Origin of the sequence: Psychrobacter sp. Arc29, from assembly GCF_041431175.1 — a bacterium.
In the GTDB taxonomy this organism is placed as follows: domain Bacteria; phylum Pseudomonadota; class Gammaproteobacteria; order Pseudomonadales; family Moraxellaceae; genus Psychrobacter.
On sequence record NZ_JASMRR010000001.1, the window covers coordinates 153,600 to 170,174 of the forward strand.

A 16,575-nucleotide genomic window follows, 5' to 3' on the forward strand; every position below is an offset into this window, starting at 1 on the left:
TCCATAATTATGGTCCAACGAATCCCAACAAATAGGGGCTTTGACCATTTTATCTCACTATTTGCCGTATCTTTTTTATCGCATTACTATGGGGAAAACCATGCCACTGAACACCATCCGCACTAATCTAGTCACCACCAAGCCTGTATTGTCTGCTGCCATATTTGGCCTGATGTTGGGAATGGTTGGCTGTAGCAATTCTTCTACAACCGAAGACAGCGTGGAGACAGAGACAACAGAGGCTGGTACTGAAACTGAACAGCAAGCAGCGAATGATGACGGTGCGACCAGTGCAGATGGTCAAACAATTACTATTTATTCTTCACGTAATGAGCAGCTGATTAAGCCATTGCTAGACCGCTATACTGAACAGACTGGTGTCAAGATTGAACTTGTCACAGACAAAACTGGCCCATTGATGGCGCGCTTGCAAGCCGAAGGTCAAAACACTCCAGCTGACATGCTACTGACGGTGGACGCGGGTAACTTATGGCAAGCAGCGCAGCAAGGTTTACTGCAACCAGTAGCGTCGTCTGTGCTAGAGGCCAATGTCCCTGCAAAGTATCGCGATCCAAAAGGTCAATGGACAGGTCTATCACTGCGCGCGCGTACGATTTTTTATGACCCAAGCAAAGTCAGCGCCGATCAATTATCGACTTATGCAGATTTGGCGGACCCAAAGTGGAAAGGCAAACTATGCTTGCGTACTTCTAAAAAGGTCTATAACCAGTCGCTTGTCGCCAGCATGATAGAGCATTTGGGTGAAGAGAAAACAGAAGCTGTCATCCGTGGTTGGGTTGATAATCTCGCTACTGACGTATTCAGTGATGATACCGCCATGCTAGAGGCGATTGCTGCTGGTCAGTGTGAAGTCGGTATTGCCAACAGTTATTACTATGGCCGTCTATTAGACGAGAAACCAAACTTCCCTGTGAAAATATTCTGGGCAAACCAAGGCACCACTGGTACACACGTAAACGTTTCAGGCGCAGGCGTAGTTGCAGGGTCAGACAATCCAGACGGTACGCTTAAACTGATTGAGTGGTTATCATCTGATGAGGCGCAAGGTCTGTACGCCAGCTCAGACAAAGAATTCCCAGTTAAAGAAGGGGTTGATGAGTCAGAAATGCTGAGATCTTGGGGTGAGTTCAAAAAAGACGATATCAACGTACAGAAATTTGGTGAGCTACAAACTCAAGCCATTCAAATGATGGACAAAGCGGGTTATAAATAAAGGACTGCCAGTCATCGTGATACTAAGCTCAAAATCATCTTTTTTAAAGAACAGTTTTTAAAGAATAGTTTTTAAAAAACAGCCTTTAAAGATAAGTCATTAAGAATTAGTTGCTAAAGTAATGACGATTTTGAGTTTGGTCTATGCTTAAAAAGCCTCGATGAGTGAGTATGACACGGTAATGATATTATGATCACAACGCCAGATGCGTCTGTTAGTCAAAACGATACAGTCAATGACAGTGCTAATGACACTCAGACGATCAGTCAAGACCACGCCCTTCGTAAACGTATTATCTCGAAATCAGTCTTAGGGCTGATTTCGTTGTTTATGCTGGTGCCGATTTTGATTGTGTTGTTATCGTGGACGCAACCAGTCGCAGACATTTGGACACATATGGCAGAATACGTACTGCCACAAGTGCTCAAAAATACGGCGATTTTGTTGTTTATGGTGACTGTTATATCGGGCACTATCGGTACGGTTTTGGCTTGGATAACCAGCATGTACCGCTTCCCTGGCCAGCGGTTTTTTTCGTGGGCATTGATGTTGCCGCTTGCCATACCAGCTTATGTATTGGCGTTTGTCACGATTGGCATTGTTGATTTTAGTGGGCCGTTACAGACAGGACTGCGCGATTTTGGTATCACGACAGCGATTCCTTCAATACGCAATGTATGGGGCGCTGGCCTCATTTTATCATTGGCATTCTATCCTTATGTGTATTTGCTGGCGCGTCAGGCGTTTTTGTCACAAGGTCGGCGGGCGATTGAAGCAGGGCAGATGCTGGGTTTAAGCCGTAGCCGTGTGTTTTTCCGGTTGGCATTACCGCAAGCATTGCCGTGGATTATCGGTGGCTTATTGCTAGCATGTATGGAAACATTGGCAGATTTTGGCGCGGTTTCGGTATTCAATGTCGATACCTTTACTACCGCTATTTACAAAGCCTGGTTTGGCTTTTTTAGTCTGACCACAGCCGCGCAGCTGGCTGCATTGCTCATTGGTGTAATCTTTATTGTAGTACTGTTTGAGCAGTATTGGCAGGCCAAGCGCGGTAGTTCAATTACGCAAGGCAGCAATCAGCGTTTTGACGCCAGTACCCCTGCCAAAATAGGGATGAGCTTGCTGTGTACGTTTGTATTTTTACTGGCTTTTCTGATACCGTTTTTGCAGCTGATTTATTGGACAGCATTGAATTTTCGCCAAGATTTTGATGCGCGCTATGTTGATTTTGTCCTCAATAGCCTCATGATTGCTAGTATGACCACGCTTTTTATTGCCTTTTTGGCAGTGATTATTGCGTGGATAAAGCGGCAATATCCTGATAAATCGACCAAGCTAATGACCACATTGGCCAATTTAGGTTACGTTGTGCCAGGTACGGTATTGGCAGTGGGTATTTTTATCCCCATTGCGTGGCTAGACAATCAAATGATTGCTTTTGGTATCACCTCGACCCAAATACTCTCAGGCAGTGTCATCGTTATGCTATTGGCGTTATCGACGCGGTTTATGACGGTGAGTTTTCAGCCAGTGGATCGGCAGTTGCAACGACTGACCGTCAATCAAGAGGCTGCTGCAAAATTACTTAGCGACAGTGCTTACCAACGTTGGCGTCATGTGATGCTACCGGTGCTCAGTCCTGGGGTGCTCACGGCATTGTTAATGGGGTTTGTTGAAGTAATGAAAGAGATGCCAATCACATTGATGACACGCCGGCAGGGCTGGGATACGCTGGCAGTGCGCGTGTTTGAAATGACTAGCGAAGGCATGTGGGGGCGGGCGGCATTACCGAGCCTATTGATTGTACTGGTTGGATTGCTTCCTGTTTGGATATTATTGCGTCAAAGTGACAAACAAGGCTAACCGCGATTTCTTTGTATACATTTGCCACATTCGATGGCGTGTAGCCCAACTTATATTATAATTTTTACTGCTTTATCCAAAATTGTATCTACTAATAGCGAACTGGGATTGTCTATGTACACTGATTCAATGAACGACTCATCAGGCGCTCAGTCCGTAAAGACTGGAGCACGCATTACTCCTGTCAAACAATCAACAGTAGTGCAAACTCGGACAGCCCAATCTCAATCCAACAAGCCTATAGAACAAGCCTATACTGTGAGCCAAGATACTGAGAACACTATCGCGACCAATCCTTATTTTAGTGTACAAGACCTGATCGTTGGCTATGACGATACCATCGTCGTCAATGGCATGTCTTTAGTATTAGAGCAAGGAGAGATTGGGTGCTTCTTAGGATATAGCGGCTGCGGCAAGACCACGGCATTACGAGCGATTGCAGGTTTAGAGCAAAGCCGCGGCGGTACTATTCATTTAAACAATCAGCGTCTAACGGAAAAAACAGCTCGCCAATCATTTGCCGTGGCACCAGCCAAGCGCGGCATGGGGATGGTGTTTCAAGATTATGCGCTTTTTGGTCATTTGAGCGTAACAAAAAACATTGCCTTTGGCCTTAATAAATGGTCAGCTGCTGACAAAAAAGCACGTGTGGCTGAAATGCTTAGCTTGGTTGAGTTAACGGAACATGCGGACAAACGCCCAAATGAGTTGTCTGGTGGTCAGCAGCAGCGTGTGGCGCTTGCAAGGGCGCTTGCACCAAATCCCAAATTACTGCTACTTGATGAGCCATTTTCTAACCTAGACGTGGTATTACGCGAATCACTGGCAATGAACGTCCGTGATATCCTCAAACGTACCAATACCACCGCGATATTGGTGACGCACGATCAAAACGAAGCGTTTGCGCTAGCAGATAAAGTTGGGGTCATGGATAAAGGTAAGCTTGTGCAATGGGCGACCCCAAGTCAGCTTTATCATGAGCCTGTTAGTCCTTTTGTCGCTGAGTTCGTCGGCGAAGGCGCGATGATAGACGGTATCATCAAAGAAGGCCATGTGGAGACGGCGCTTGGCAATATCTATCGCCGTATGGAAGTCTACGATGAGTCAGGCCAACCGCAGTACTGCGAATACGACTATCCAAATGGTACGCCAATCAAGGTGCTCGTGCGTCCTGACGATATCATCCATGATGATGATAGTACGCAGACAGCCTTGGTGATTGGACGAGTGTTCCGCGGTGCCAACTATTTATATCGATTGCAGTTAGATGACGGACAGACTGTGTTGTCATTGGTTGCCAGCCATCATAATCACGAAATTGGCTCACATATTGGTATTTTGCCGTTATTAGAGCATGTGGTGGTATTTGACGAAAAAGAAGTCAATGCCACCACTTGGTCAGAATACGACAGATCACTAAGAGTTGATGAACAGCTCTAATAAGTTTTAAAGACCTTTATCTTTATAAAATTATTTGATATAAAGCAATGGTTTTTGTAGGTCTGAGTTAAAAAATATTTACTAAGCGTGCTTAGCTGCCAAAATATGCAAATACCGTCCAAGCCATTTGTATGGCTCTAATTGCGAGTAGCGCAGCTCCATTCGTATCACTGCCTCTGGGTCGTTATGACCGCCGCGTTTGAGCGGTGCATAATCATGAAACACTCGTAGACCACTGCTGCGCACTGTTTGATACTCATGCGCCTTTAACCAAGACTCCACTTCTTCTTTAGCAACGGGATGATTGGGTGTCAGGCTTTTTTTGTTGTCTGCTTTATAGTCTGTATTATCAAGTAAGTTAAAATTTCCCATAATAAGGTTGCGATAATCAAAGCTTGCAGGGTTATAAAAGCACAAAGACAGCGCACCATCATCGGTTAGATATTGATCAAAGAAGTCCATGACGGCAGCGGGCTCTGCCAACCATTCAAGCAGGGCATGACACATGATCAAATCAAACTTATCGTTTTCCTCTTTACCAAGCGTTTCTTCAAGCGCTTGGTATGGACAGACGTACCAGGTGATATCCAGCTTTTGATCGATCTGTTCAGCGTTTGCTTTTGCCTTCTCGAGCATATTTGCTGAGATATCATTGATGACTACGCTATGACCCTGAGCGGCAAGCTCTATTGCAATTTGTGCAAGCCCTGCACCCACATCTAAGATACGCAGCGGTCGCCCAAGCGCTTCACTTATCTGCGCACTATATTCAAAAATATCACGGCGTAATACCGCCAATCGGATTTCACCTTTTAAACCGCCGTAGACCTTTTTTTCGAAATGATCGGCAATGGCATCGAAGCTACGATCTGCTCGTGTGTCTTCTGGTGATGTGGCTTGGTTTAGGCCAAGTTGGTTGTTTTGATGTTCAGTTGTCATAAGGCGTTCAGATCAATAGATGAGAGGTTGAGAGCAACAAAAATATTCAGTATAGCTTAGCGTTTTAAACGTCTATTAATTACCCATTTAAAGACGACCTTGGCTAAAACAATAATGACAAATACGACGATAACAAATACCCACATACCGTTGCCTTGTAAGTTTTCTTGATAGGCTTTTGCTAAATATGCTGATAAAGCCATAGCGACTAAAAGTGCTCCCCAACGGACATAGGGTACAGCGCGATTGTTATGATTAGGAAAGCTAGCAACATAATCGCTCGAAAAGCTATATAGCACCATTGCTAAAATCCAAACAATCGCAAGAATGATATCCATAATAAGAGTAGCCTGTTAGGTCTTTATTTAAGTTCTATAAAAGATGAGTTAGTGTAACGCTTAGGATTTTTTTGTCCAGCGTCACTAAAAAAATAGCTTCATTGACATGATTTAAACCATAATATACTTATGAAAATAGTACGGTTATGAAAACCATTAGCTCATGTTAGAACAATTGGTAGGCTCTGTTCAGGTAGAATGGGCGGAGTATCTCATTGTTTCGCAGATGGCAAGTTTGTTTGCAAAAACGGCAAAATCAGTTAATCAAAAAAAACCTGCTACTAAAATTATTTTAGTGTATATCAATAATTCAAAATATCACTGTGAATGAACCGTCTGGCTTGATTTTAATGGTAGCCAGAACCCCCTAAATCAACAAATTTGTGCTAAAATAGCTTCTTTTATTAAACATTAAAACTATCGCTATTTTCCTATTGTTTTGCACGTGTAGCAGTGTTTTTTTATGGTATGTATTTTGATCATGACTGCCCATTTATGTGGCAGTATTTTTATATGATCTATGGGTGCCATAAGCGATGTGTCAACGTTAGAAAAAGAATGTGAGTGAAGGAGTGTATATGAGCGAATCGGTCAGTCCTATTGGCATCGTAGATGAACTAAAGCAGTCGTATTTGGATTATGCGATGAGCGTGATCGTCTCGCGTGCGCTGCCTGATGTGCGTGATGGGTTCAAACCTGTACACCGCCGCGTGATGTATGCCATGCACGTGCTATCAAACGACTATAATAAACCGTATAAAAAATCAGCACGTGTGGTCGGTGATGTGATCGGTAAGTACCATCCACATGGCGATAGTGCCGTCTATGATGCCATCGTACGTATGGCGCAGGATTTCAGCTTGCGTTATCCAATGGTTGATGGTCAAGGTAACTTTGGCTCGATCGATGATGATCCTCCGGCAGCGATGCGTTATACCGAAGTACGTATGACCAAACTGACCCACCAAATGCTGGCTGATTTGGACAAAGACACAGTCGATTGGGAAGACAACTACGACGGCTCTGAGCGCATGCCAAGCGTGATGCCAGCGCGTATTCCTAACCTATTGGTCAATGGCGCGACGGGTATCGCAGTCGGTATGGCGACCAATATGGCGCCGCATAACCTGACCGAAGTGATCAATGCTTGTCTTGCTTATGCTGAAAACCCACAAGTTTCAGCCGAAGAGTTGATGTCACATATCTCAGGTCCTGATTTCCCTACGGGCGGTATTATCTACGGCCGCGCGGGTATCTTAGATGCTTATCGTACGGGTAAAGGTCGTCTGCATATTCGTGGTCGTTATCATATTGAGCCGATGAGTAATACTGGTGTCAACCGTGACCGCGAGCGTATTGTATTTACCGAAGTCCCTTATCAGGCCAATAAAGCCAAACTGATCGAGCGTATCGCAGAGCTGGTTCGTGATAAGAAAATCGAAGGCATTAGCGAGATTCGTGATGAGTCTGATAAAGACGGTATGCGTATCGCTATTGACTTACGTCGCGGCGAGACTGCCGAAGTTATTGTTAATAACTTGTTCTTGCAAACGCCGCTTGAGTCTAGCTTTAGTATCAATATGGTCGCGCTCGATAATGGTCAGCCAAAGCTATTGACTCTACGTCAGCTTATCGCTGCATTTGTCCGTCATCGTCAAGAAGTGGTGACTCGCCGTACGATTTATGAATTGAACAAAGCCCGTGTTCGTGGTCATCTGCTCGAAGGTTTAACGGTTGCTCTAGCCAATATCGATGAGATTATTGCGACGATTAAAGCGTCAGCAAACCGTGGATTGGCACGCGAAAGCTTATTGAACAACACATGGGGCTCAGGCAGTGTCGTTGCGATGCTTACCGCTGCTGGCAGTCAGTCAGTACGCCCTGAGTTCATCGAAGGCGAAGATCCTAAAGCGCCGTTTGGTCTGATCGAAGGCGAAGAGCGTTATCGCTTGTCGCTTGAGCAGGTCAATGCCATTTTAGACATGCAATTGCATCGCTTGACAGGTCTTGAGCAGGATAAATTGACCGAAGAGTACCAAGATCTACTGCGCGAGATTGCACATTTAGAGTCTATCTTAGGTGATTTTGATAAGCTAATGACCATTATCTCTAATGAGATGATTGAGATTCGTGATAACTTTGGTGATGAGCGCCGTACCGACATCATCGACTCACGTATGGATTTCAACCGCGAAGACCTTATTCCTGAGCAGACTGTTGTGATGACGGTGTCGCGTACTGGCTATGCCAAGACTCAGCCGATTGATGATTATGTCGCGCAAAAACGTGGCGGTAAAGGTAAGTCTGCAACCGCGATGAAAGAAGATGATGTGATTGACCATTTAGTCGTGACATCAACGCATTCGACTGTTTTGTGTTTCACTGACAGCGGGCGTGTCTTTAGCTTACGCGGGTTTGAAGTGCCGATTGCCAGTCGCGGTGCTCGTGGTCGTCCGTTGGTTAATTTGATTGGTTTAAATAGCGATGAAACCGTTACGACGATATTGCCAATTCCAAAAATTGTAGAAGATACCTCAGTAGTAAGTGAGGTATCAGAGCATAGCAATGATGACGATTCGGTAGAAGATAGCAATCAAGCAGAGCCACCTTTCGTATTCTTTGCCACGGCTAATGGTACAGTGAAGCGCGTAGAGCTGAAGCAGTTTGCCAATATTCGCTCGAACGGCTTGATTGCGGTTGGTCTAGAAGATGGTGATAAATTGGTCAGCGCTCGCATTACTAATGGTAGCCAAGAAGTGATGTTGTTTGCTTCAAGTGGTAAAGCGATTCGTTTTGATGAGAATGATGCTCGCGCGATGGGCCGTACGGCGAAAGGTGTTCGCGGTATGCGTCTGGCTGCTGATGAATTTATCAAATCATTGGTCGTTATCGAAGATGATGTACATGAAATCCTAATTGCTTGTGAAAACGGCTTTGGTAAGCGTACCCTTATCGAAGAGTTCAATACACAAAATCGTGGTGGTGGTGGTGTAATCGCCATTAAAACCAGTGAGCGTAATGGCGCATTGGTACGAGCGACTAAGGTTGACGCTACCGATGATATTATTTTAATCTCTGACAAAGGAACACTAGTACGTACGCCAGTTGAGCATGTCGCTAGCTCTGGTCGTAATACACAGGGTGTCACGCTCATTCGCCTGTCAAAAGATGAAAAATTAGTCGCTATGGCGCGTGTTGAGCACGAAGAGGGCGATGATGAATTAGTCGATGCGATGAAAGAAGATGGGACGTTTGATGTAGAAGGTCAGGAGCAGATAGATATCGATGCCGCAACTGACAATACCGCTTTGAGCGATGCCAACGATTATACATTGGATAATGATGCAGTAGACGATGACGAGTAACAGTCTTGGTAGTTAGCTTTTCAGTCTAGTTTCTGATCATTGTTCTAGAAAAAAGCCTCTGACGTTATCGTCGGAGGCTTTTATTTTTCATTCACTTTTTCTTAATAATGTACACAGGGTTTTACTTTTAAGGCTGTTGTTATGCTTACGACCAATCAAACTTTTCAGGGAACTGTCGCAGCGGTATCGTCGAGCTTTTTATTCTCGATGATGTTTTTGTTTGGACTGTTTATGCTGCCCTTAACGGGGACACAGGTAGCCTCATGGCGAGTACTGATGATGTTGTTAAGTTTGGTCATCTTGCTCAGTTTGACCAAACAATGGCAGCATGTCTTTGATTATATAAAGACACTTAAGACCTTAAAAGAATGGCTGATATTTATATTGCCTGCACCGATCTTAGGCGGTCAGATTTGGTTGTTTATGTGGGCACCTGTGAATGGATTTGGACTGGATGTCACCTTGGGCTATTTTTTATTGCCACTTGTGATGATTGTGCTTGGTCGGTTTTTTTACCGTGAGGATATGAGTGTCTTGCAGTATGCGGCAGCGATACTGGCAGCGCTCGGTATTGGCTACGACATTTTTCAATATGGTTCGGTGTCTTGGGTGACGCTATTTGTATGTTTGGGCTATCCGCCGTATTATCTATTGCGCCGCACGCTTGCTGTACCGCCCATTACTGGCTTGTTGTTTGATTTGACATTGCTGACGCCAGTGGTACTGATCATGCTTTATCTCACTGGCGGTTTTAGTGTGGCGGCACAAAATATGAAGTTTTGGTACCTACTGCCATTGCTGGGTGCATTTAGTGCACTGGCAATGTCGCTGACGATGATTGCGAGTAGCAAGTTGCCGGTCTCGCTATTTGGGGCGCTGAGCTACATAGAGCCGCTGCTGTTATTTGTGTTGTCTATTACCGTTCTGAGTCAAAGTCTCGATGAAGGTGGCTCGCTCTTTATGTACGGCATGATTACACTTGCCCTGGTGGTTATGATAATCGATAGTGCGATAGGCTATCTCGTTCGTCAGCGTAATGACCGCTTGCATGGATATAGAGAGCTTCAGATTGGCGGCTTTCCGCCGCGTCGTCATTTTATCAATCAGCGTATCGATGGTGTGCTAAAAGCGCATCGCTTTCGCAAAATTCGTCGTTACCAAAAAAAGATGGATAAGATACAGCAAAAACTCGAACAACTTGATGCAAAATAAGCACTTATATATATTAAATTTACTGGATGTAGAAATTAATACACTAGATGCACAGTAGCATTGCTTATCTATGCCGACTTTGACATAATGCCGCCCATGATGTAGCAAGATACATTAAAAGCGTTTATCTTAGATTGCGCGACGACCTTATATGCAAAAGCCTCAGACGTTATCGTCTGAGGCTTTTGTTTTTTTTTAAAATTGCAAAGGATGTGCCCCAATCTCTAAAGGCTGTTGTGATGTTGACTACTAACCAAACCTCGCAGGGTACGATCACTGCTGTGGCTGCAAATTTTTTATACTCATTGCTGTTCCTATTTGGTTTGCTGTTGCAACCGTTATCAGGTACGCAAGTTGCTTCGTGGCGTGTGCTCACAATGTTTTTTAGTCTGGTGCTGCTAGTGAGTGTACTAAAGCAGTGGCAGCATATTTTTGATTATCTAAAAACACTAAAAAACGCAAAAGAGTGGTTTTTATTTATATTACCTACTCCGATTTTGGGTGCGCAAATCTGGATGTTTATGTGGGCACCGGTCAATGGCTTGGGGCTTGAGGTGACGTTAGGCTACTTCCTATACCCAATGATCATGATCGTGGTCGGTCGCTTTTTTTATAATGAAGACATGAGCTTGCTACAGTGGGCTGCGATTATATGTGCAGGTCTTGGTATTGCTTACGATATCTTTGAATATGGCGCGATCTCTTGGGCGACTTTGTTTGTGTGCTTGGGTTATCCGCCGTACTACTTGCTACGTCGTAAACTGGCCGTACCGCCTATCACAGGCTTGATCTCTGATCTTGTATTGTTGCTACCAGTCGTATTGGTTGCGTTATATATGAATGGCGGCTTTGAGGTGGCAATCACCAACCATAAGCTTTGGTATCTATTGCCATTATTGGGCATAATCAGTACTGCTGCAATGTCACTGACGATGGTCGCGAGTCAAAAGCTACCTGTCTCGTTGTTTGGGACTTTGTGTTACCTTGAGCCGGTATTTTTATTCATATTTTCGATTGCAATTTTGGATCGTAACTTACATGAAGGCGGCTCCATGCTGATGTACAGCATGATTTTTATCGCACTGCTGATTATGATTGCTGATAGCGCCCTTGGTTATCTGGCGCGTAAACGTGAAAACCGCTTGCATGGCTACAATGAGCCACAAGTGGGTAGTTTTCCACCGCGCCGCCGTCTCAAAAATCGCCGTATCAAAGGCGTACTAATTGCGCACCGCTTTCGCCAAATCAAAAAATATCAGCAAAAGATAGATAAGATGACGCGCAAGATTGAGGCACTACATGTAGAATAATGCGGACGATTACCGTGTCCTAGATATATGTAGAGCTGACTTGTCAGGCCGTACTTTCGTTACAGTTCTACAAACTTGCAGTGTCAAAGGTGATTAAATTACGCTATTATCAAGGGCAGTCACGCTTAATTGAAGGCGTGGCATCATGTCTAATAAGTTATGGCTGACTTAAAATAATATATGACTAGGACGGTTTATGTTACATCTTCATCATTTAGCAAACTCACGCTCGTTTCGTATCATCTGGCTACTAGAAGAGCTAAACGCCGATTACAAACTGACTTGCTATGAGCGCAATAAAGCATACCGCGCACCTGATAGCCTAAAAAAAGTGCATCCGATTGGTAGTGCGCCAATGCTAGAAGTGGACGAGCGCGTATTGCTCGAGTCAGGATTTATCATCGAGTTTTTGATTAAGCATTATGATAAAGAAAAGCAGTTCAAACCTGATGATAGTGACGAAACAGCATGGGAAGCCTATACGTTTTGGCTACATTTTGCAGAAGCTTCGTTGATGCCGCTATTGGTGATGCGCTTGGTATTTACAAAGGTGGTGGATCAATCACCCATGCTGATCAAACCTATCAGTAAAAAAATCCAAGGCCAGGTCGAAAAGAACATGATCAGTAGTGGTTTGGAAAAAATGCTGAATATGATGGAACAACATCTAAGCAAGAACCACTGGTTTGCTGGTAGTGAATTTAGTGCAGCCGATATTCAAATGCATCTTGCCGTTGTGGGCGCTAATGCTGGCACAGGCTTGGACAAAGTCAGATATGCTAGTATTTTGACTTGGCTTCAACGCTGTGAAGAGCGAGATGCCTTTAAGCGAGCGGAAGAGAAGGGCGGCCGTCTTCAATTCTAGAGGATGCTTGTATTAACACTGCTCAATACTTGAGTAAATATTTAGATAAAAGGTTTTGTTTATTCATAAGCAAAGCCTTTTTTAGGATAAAATAATGACAGACTTGAATACATCGCATCATGCAAAAACAAAGAAAGACATTGATGCTAAGCAGTCGCTAGATCAGAACTTGCAAAGCAAGCAAACGGTTGATAACCAGCAGATATCTATCAAATCTTGGTCACAGAAGCTGCTGGTTGTGATTCTGTGTGCCGCTAGTTTTTATGGTGGCTGGAAATCTTATGAATCTAATATGGTCAATGAATGTACAGCCAATGGTGGACAAATGGTTGACGGTCAAAAAACCATGATATGCCAACGGTCCTAACCCATGCCTCTGATAAATAGAAGACATGACCTATGCTAAAATTAACCTTTTTGGGCACCTCCGCAGGCGTGCCAACCAAGCAGCGCAATGTGACTGCTTTGGCAATCGAATGCTTGAATCCTCATGCGTCTGGTTCATCAAAAGGCAACCAGCCGCATAGCAACAGTCAAAATAAAAAGTCACGCCCGTGGCTGCTCATTGATTGCGGCGAAGGCACACAGCAGCAATTGCTACATACCAAGCTCTCCTTACGTCAATTGACGGCTATTTGTATTACGCACGTCCATGGCGACCACTGTTATGGCCTGCCAGGGCTGCTGGCGAGTGCCGCGATGTCAGGTCGCCGTGAGCCATTGACGCTCATTGCACCAAAAGCCATCTCTGCGCTGCTTGATGCCTTTATCCTACATACTGAACTATATCTGCCATTTACCCTCAACTTTGTGTCGATAGAGGATCTGTTGTCGCAAGAAGACAATAAGAGTAAAGTAAAAATTGACTTGGATAATCAACATCAGCTGATGATAGAGGTTTATCCGTTATCGCATCGCGTGCCATCTCATGGATTTGGTATCACGCAGACCATAAGCCGTCGCACGCTTAACACGGACAAGCTCGTAGCAAATGGTATCCCAGCAAGTGCGCTGTGGGGCAAGCTACAACAAGGTGAAAATGTCATCACTGAGGACGGTCGAAAATTGCGTTCAGCAGACTATGTTCATGATGATGTGCAGCGGACAAAAGTAGTAATAGCAGGGGACAATGACACGCCAGAGTGTTTGAGTGAAGCAGTTATGGATGCGGATTTGTTGGTGCATGAGGCCACTTATACGCACGAGGTCATGATGGCTATTCAAGCCCGCAACCCTGACTTTGATCCCATGCATAGCAGCGCGCACATAGTGGGCACATTCGCGCAAAAAATGAGCCTGAAAAACATCATTTTGACCCACTTTAGCGCTCGTTATCAGGGCTTTGATAATCCAGATAGCGAAACGCCAAATATGGCCTATATTCGCTTAGATGCGCAAAGTGTCTATCAAGGCAATCTATGGCTGGCAGAAGATTTTGCTCAATATACCGTCAATGGGGCTATCGACTTGGCAGATAATCAAGCGGGCAGTCAAAAGGAGAGTCGCGTGCAGTATGTAGGCTCTGCACGCAGCAATTAGGCATGACTGTAAAGAGATAATTTTAAAAGTATGGCTTAGCGGCTATGATTTATGGTCTGCAATAGCCAATTGTGTTTTGCCACTCCAATAACGGCTGAATTGATAAGCAACCCGACCTGAGCGTCCACCGCGTTCAGATGCCCAGCGCAAGGCGTCCATTCTGATTTTGTCAGGTAGATTTTCACCGTCTACATCCATTTCAATATCAGCATCCGTGCGAGCTGAAATTTTCCTTTGCTCTAAACGCAGATAATGCTGCACAATCTGTAAGTAAGTCTGCTGATCCATAGGATGAAAGGTTAATGATAAGCCAAATCGATCCGATAATGACACGGTCTCATCAATGGTCTCGTAAGGATTGACTTCATCCGTCTGCCCATTGTAAATATCAAGATTGTCCTTCATCATCTGTGGTAGCAAGCGACGGCGGTTACTGGTGGCATAGACCAGTAGCTTGTCTTGCTCAGAGTCTAGCGCACCATCAAGCACACTTTTTAGCGCCCGATAACTCTCGTCTTGACCGTTAAATGCCAAATCATCGCAGTAGACGATATACCGACAAGCGCAGTCCGCTGGCAGCGCATTAATCGCGGCACGAATCTTGTCTAGCACCTGTAGATCATCACGCGCAATCTCGATAATCCGTAACCCCTCACTGTGATAGGCTTGTAGCAATGCGCGAATCAGCGAAGATTTGCCGGCACCGCGTGTCCCTGTCATCAGGACGTGATTGGCAGGATAGCCTTTTAGGAACTGGCGGGTGTTTTGTACCAGCTTTGCTTTTTGCACATCAATACCTTGCAAATCCTCCAAGCTCAAAAATAGATTGACAGACAAAGACTGCAGGTGACCAGTACGTCCACCGACCCAGCGATACGCAAGCTGGCTTGGGTCAATCTCAATGGTAGGTGTGACGTGTTCTTGCAGATACTGACTGAGCAACGCTAATAAAGGGGCGGGCAGGGCGTAATTGTTAGACTGTGACATAATGACTCTAGCGGTAAAGTGGCGGTTGGGTAAAACGATAGTGCGCGATTGCGACTCTATAATATGGAGATAATACTTTGAAAAATAGTGCCAGTAATTTGCCTATTACACAAGCCTTGCAAGTGCAATCTGGACAACTATTACCAGTCATCACCCAAGCATTATCAGAGCGAGCATATAGTAAAATAGTGCATCAGCGTATCAGTCAGCAACAAATAGAGAAAGGGGCAGAACAAACCCAAGAGAGTCACACGCAAATTACCAAACAAAGCAGTAAGCAAGGCTATTATCAAGGTCTAACGCGTGCACATCATTTGGAGTATGGGTGCGTCATGATTAAATGGGAGCTGCGCGCCACTTCAGATAAGCTCCAAAGTGTCTCAGATTTAACTCATGAAATAAGCGTGTTGCAAGCGTTATATAATTCGCAGAAAACTCAAGTTATCTCTATTACACCACCTCTATTGGCCCATCACAATGTAGAGATCGATACATTAGGACAAAGCCAGCAGTTAATGGTATTGGTCATGCCACATTATAAAAACGGCAGCTTAGCTAAGCTGTTGAGTTACCATTTAGCGTTAACGGACAATCAAAAACATGACTTGATCAAAGAGTCTGCTCATTTAGTCTGCAACCTACACAACGCTGGCTGGCTTCATAATGATATTAAACCCAGTAATATCTTGCTCAGTGATAATCTAACGACTCACGCTGACAGTGGGTGTATAGTGCCTGACTTACTATTGACGGATTTTGCATTAGCCCAAAAAAATGATCAACCAAACGCAATAAATTTTTCTGGTGGAACACCAGCGTATTTGGCACCTGAGCGCTGGCAAGGACAAAGAGCAACGATACAAAGTGATATCTATACCTTCGGTATCATGATGGTTGAAATACTGATAGGGAAGCGAGCATTTAATATAGACTCTCAAAGCCAGCAAACGATGACAGATTGGGCCATTCAGCACTGCCAGCAGCCTATTCCAAAATTACCACTAGAGTATGTTCGCTATCAAAGTATAGTTGATAAAGCATTGGTAAAGCGAGTAGAGAAAAGGTATCAAAGTATGGAAGCTGTATTAGGTGAGTTAGAAAAGTTATGACTAGAAATGCTAAATGACAGACACAAAAAAACCTGCCCGAAGGCAGGTTTAGTATAGGTTTGAGACAATTTATTCACTATCCGAAAATGGTGGGGCTGGAGAGACTCGAAACCTCTATGATTATTAATTTCAGGATTTTTGGGGTGCTAAGTGCATGATATTGTTGGTATGTAGTATTGATTTAAGCAGGTAGGGCTATCCCATAGTAATCCCACGTAAGATATAAGCAGATCGTAAGCGTGGCCAGTGCACCGTCTTATTTTGATGTTTTTAAATTTTTGGGGGTGGTGTGCAAACTAGGTAATATAGGTAATCATATTGATTTTATTAGGTTTTTTATGTAATTTAGAGGTAATTATTAAGTAATCCAA

At 44.3% G+C, this 16,575-nt stretch carries 13 protein-coding genes; 10 read left to right on the top strand and 3 right to left on the bottom strand.

Annotation, left to right across the window (positions count from 1 at the left end; all coding sequences use genetic code 11):
* Positions 1-100 precede the first annotated feature (100 nt).
* The 3 genes from QO189_RS00680 (at position 101) to QO189_RS00690 (ending at position 4,540) form a co-directional block, all read left to right on the top strand.
* Positions 101-1,234, top strand: a complete 1,134-nt coding sequence (locus QO189_RS00680; protein ID WP_371531107.1) for an extracellular solute-binding protein — start codon at positions 101-103, stop codon at positions 1,232-1,234.
* Positions 1,235-1,423: 189 nt separating this feature from the next.
* Entirely contained in the window at positions 1,424-3,100 is a 1,677-nt protein-coding gene (locus QO189_RS00685) for an ABC transporter permease (RefSeq protein WP_371531109.1), read from the top strand.
* Between the two features lie 114 nt (positions 3,101-3,214).
* Positions 3,215-4,540: an ABC transporter ATP-binding protein gene (locus tag QO189_RS00690; protein WP_371531111.1), complete on the top strand. Its 1,326-nt coding sequence runs from the start codon at positions 3,215-3,217 to the stop codon at positions 4,538-4,540.
* Between the two features lie 81 nt (positions 4,541-4,621).
* Here QO189_RS00690 and QO189_RS00695 read toward each other — a convergent pair whose 3' ends face one another.
* Together QO189_RS00695 and QO189_RS00700 are read right to left on the bottom strand one after the other, a co-directional pair.
* Positions 4,622-5,479: a methyltransferase domain-containing protein gene (locus QO189_RS00695; protein WP_371531113.1), complete on the bottom strand. Its 858-nt coding sequence runs from the start codon at positions 5,477-5,479 to the stop codon at positions 4,622-4,624.
* A gap of 56 nt (positions 5,480-5,535) precedes the next feature.
* Positions 5,536-5,817, bottom strand: coding sequence for a hypothetical protein (locus QO189_RS00700; protein WP_371531115.1), 282 nt, complete (start codon positions 5,815-5,817; stop codon positions 5,536-5,538).
* A gap of 578 nt (positions 5,818-6,395) precedes the next feature.
* Here QO189_RS00700 and gyrA point away from each other — a divergent pair.
* The 6 genes from gyrA (at position 6,396) to QO189_RS00730 (ending at position 14,108) form a co-directional block, all read left to right on the top strand.
* A complete protein-coding gene (gene gyrA, locus QO189_RS00705) occupies positions 6,396-9,182 on the top strand; it encodes a DNA gyrase subunit A (RefSeq protein WP_371531117.1) in 2,787 nt (928 codons plus the stop codon).
* 141 nt (positions 9,183-9,323) lie between these two features.
* Positions 9,324-10,394, top strand: coding sequence for an EamA family transporter RarD (gene rarD / locus QO189_RS00710; RefSeq protein ID WP_201601315.1), 1,071 nt, complete (start codon positions 9,324-9,326; stop codon positions 10,392-10,394).
* Between the two features lie 239 nt (positions 10,395-10,633).
* Complete coding sequence (gene rarD, locus QO189_RS00715; protein WP_371531119.1) at positions 10,634-11,704, top strand: EamA family transporter RarD; 1,071 nt, start codon at positions 10,634-10,636, stop codon at positions 11,702-11,704.
* A 196-nt stretch (positions 11,705-11,900) separates the two neighbouring features.
* A complete protein-coding gene (locus tag QO189_RS00720) occupies positions 11,901-12,569 on the top strand; it encodes a glutathione S-transferase (RefSeq protein WP_371531120.1) in 669 nt (222 codons plus the stop codon).
* Positions 12,570-12,663: 94 nt separating this feature from the next.
* Positions 12,664-12,936, top strand: a complete 273-nt coding sequence (locus QO189_RS00725; RefSeq protein ID WP_371531121.1) for a hypothetical protein — start codon at positions 12,664-12,666, stop codon at positions 12,934-12,936.
* Between the two features lie 32 nt (positions 12,937-12,968).
* Entirely contained in the window at positions 12,969-14,108 is a 1,140-nt protein-coding gene (locus QO189_RS00730; RefSeq protein ID WP_371531122.1) for a ribonuclease Z, read from the top strand.
* A gap of 42 nt (positions 14,109-14,150) precedes the next feature.
* On the opposite strand, the gene QO189_RS00735 is transcribed toward QO189_RS00730, so the two are convergent.
* Positions 14,151-15,095 (bottom strand): ATP-binding protein, encoded by a 945-nt coding sequence (locus QO189_RS00735; RefSeq protein ID WP_371531123.1) that lies wholly within the window; start codon positions 15,093-15,095, stop codon positions 14,151-14,153.
* Positions 15,096-15,172: 77 nt separating this feature from the next.
* On the opposite strand from QO189_RS00735, the gene QO189_RS00740 reads away from it, so the two are divergent.
* The gene (locus QO189_RS00740; RefSeq protein WP_371531124.1) at positions 15,173-16,204 is read left to right on the top strand and encodes a protein kinase; all 1,032 of its coding nucleotides are present in this window, start codon (positions 15,173-15,175) and stop codon (positions 16,202-16,204) included.
* Positions 16,205-16,575 lie beyond the last annotated feature (371 nt).